The organism is Arthrobacter sp. CAL618 (assembly GCF_000468215.1).
GTDB lineage: Bacteria > Actinomycetota > Actinomycetes > Actinomycetales > Micrococcaceae > Arthrobacter_D.
In genome coordinates, this window is record NZ_ASZW01000068.1 from 1,700 (window position 1) to 4,126 (window position 2,427).

Annotated in this window: 1 protein-coding gene (running past one end of the window); it reads right to left on the minus strand. The window is 62.4% G+C overall.

The features are described from left to right. Positions 1 to 36: 36 nt before the first annotated feature. Positions 37 to 2,427, minus strand: partial view of a multifunctional oxoglutarate decarboxylase/oxoglutarate dehydrogenase thiamine pyrophosphate-binding subunit/dihydrolipoyllysine-residue succinyltransferase subunit gene (locus K728_RS0104025; RefSeq protein WP_024475934.1) — the 3' portion only. It continues 1,533 nt past the right edge of the window; 2,391 of the gene's 3,924 nt are visible here — the last part of the coding sequence; its start codon lies beyond the right edge, outside the window — the gene reads right to left on this strand; the stop codon is at positions 37 to 39.

Sequence of the window (2,427 nt, forward strand, 5' to 3'; positions counted from 1 at the left end):
ACCCAACATCATACGTAACTACCTATGGGCCGGTTGTTATTGCCGTTCGAATGCCTTCTTCACCAGGATCTCCTGCTCCACTGCGTGGCGTTTGGCCGAGCCGGTGGCAGTCGAAGCCGAGGCTGGACGCGACGCCAGGTGCAATGGCCGGTCAAGGTGTTCCGGCAGGTTCAGACCGATGAACGGCCACGGTCCCTGATTCGCCGGTTCGTCCTGAGCCCATACCAGGTCGGCATTGGGGTACTTGCCGACGGCCGCCTTGATGTCCTCGACCGGGAGGGGTGCGAGCTGTTCCACCCTGATAATCGCGCTCTTCTGGTCTTCGGTCTTCTGGCGCGATGCCAGCAGATCGTAGTACAGGCGACCGGAGACCAGGATGACGTGGTCGACGTCCTTGGCATTGGGTTCCTGCTTGTCCGGGATGACCGGGAGGAAGGTGCCGTTGGTGAAGTCCTCGACAGAGCTGGCCGCCGCCTTCAACCGGAGCAATTGCTTTGGCGTGAAGATGATCAGCGGTTTCCGCGGCCGGGTGTAGGCCTGGCGCCGCAGCAGGTGGAAGTGGGATGCCGCGGACGTGGGGTTGGCCACGACCATGTTGTCTTCGGCGCACATCTGCAGGAAGCGCTCAATGCGGGCCGACGAGTGGTCGGGCCCCTGCCCTTCATAACCGTGCGGCAGCATTAGCACCAGTGAGGAGCGTTGACCCCACTTCTGTTCTGCCGAACTGATGAACTCGTCAATGATGGTCTGGGCGCCGTTGACGAAGTCGCCGAACTGGGCCTCCCAGAGCACCAGGGCATCAGGGCGTTCCACCGAGTAGCCGTACTCGAACCCCATGGCAGCATATTCCGACAATAGCGAGTCGTAGATCCAGAACTTCGCCTGGGCGTCGCTGAGGTCGTCGAGCGGCAACCATTCCTCGCCGGTCGCCCGGTCGTGGAAGACCGCGTGGCGCTGCACGAAGGTTCCACGGCGTGAGTCCTGGCCTGCCAGCCGGACTGGGACACCTTCCATGAGGAGCGAGCCGAACGCTGCCAGTTCGCCGAAGCCCCAGTCGATGCCGCCCTCGCGGGACATCTGCTCGCGCTTGTCGAGCAGCGCCTTCAGCTTCGGGTGAACGGTGAAGTTCTCGGGGACTGCGGTGTGAACCTTGCCGATGTGGGCGAGGGTTTCCGGGGTGATCGCTGTGCTGGCAGGTACGCCGACCCCCGTGTCGGACTGCTGCGACAGGGGGCGTTCGATGTCCGATACTGCTGCGGCGTCCTTGGTGACGATCGGGATAGGGGAGGTCTGGGCAGCATGCGTTTCAGCGAAGACCCGCTCCAGGCGCTCCTGGTAATCCCGCAGTGCCTGCTCCGCCTCGTCCTGGCTGATATCGCCGCGACCGATCAGCGCCTCGGTGTACAGCTTGCGCACCGAACGCTTCGCTTCGATGAGGTTGTACATCATGGGCTGGGTCATCGACGGATCGTCGCCCTCATTGTGACCACGACGGCGGTAGCACACCATGTCGATCACAACGTCCTTGTTGAACTTCTGCCGGAACTGGTAAGCAAGCTGGCCTACCCGAACCACTGCCTCAGGGTCGTCTCCGTTGACGTGGAAGATCGGGGCCTGGACCATCTTCGCGACGTCGGTGGAGTACACCGAGGACCGTGACGAAGTGGGGGAGGTGGTGAAACCAACCTGGTTGTTCACGATGATGTGGATGGTGCCGCCGGTGCGGTAGCCACGAAGCTGTGACAGGTTCAGGGTCTCGGCAACAACACCCTGGCCCGCGAAAGCCGCGTCGCCGTGGATCTGGATCGGGAGGACCGGGAACGCATCGCCCAAGTCGAGGCGGTCCTGCTTTGCCCGGACAATCCCCTCCAGCACGGAATCGACTGCCTCAAGGTGGGACGGGTTCGCGGCCAGATAGATCTTGGTCTCATTGCCGCTGTCCGAGGTGAAGGTGCCCTCTGTGCCGAGGTGGTACTTCACATCGCCCGATCCCTGCACCGAGCGGGGATCCTGGGTGCCTTCGAATTCGCGGAAGACCTGACCGTAGGTTTTTCCGGCAATGTTCGTCAGCACGTTCAACCGGCCGCGGTGGGCCATACCGATCGCTACCTCGTCGAGGCCGTCGTCGGCTGCGTTGGAGATGATCGAATCGAGCAGCGGAATCAGCGACTCGCCGCCCTCAAGGGAGAAACGCTTCTGGCCGACGAACTTGGTCTGGAGGAAGGTTTCGAACGCTTCAGCAGCGTTGAGCTGGTGCAGCACCCGCATCTGTTCTTCGCGGCTCGGCTTGGAGTATGAGTGCTCCAGCTCATCCTGGAACCATTGACGCTCCTCGGGATCCTGGATGTGCATGTACTCGATGCCGGTCGTGCGGCAGTAGGCGTCACGCAGCACACCGAGGATGGTGCGGAACTTGAGCATCGGCTT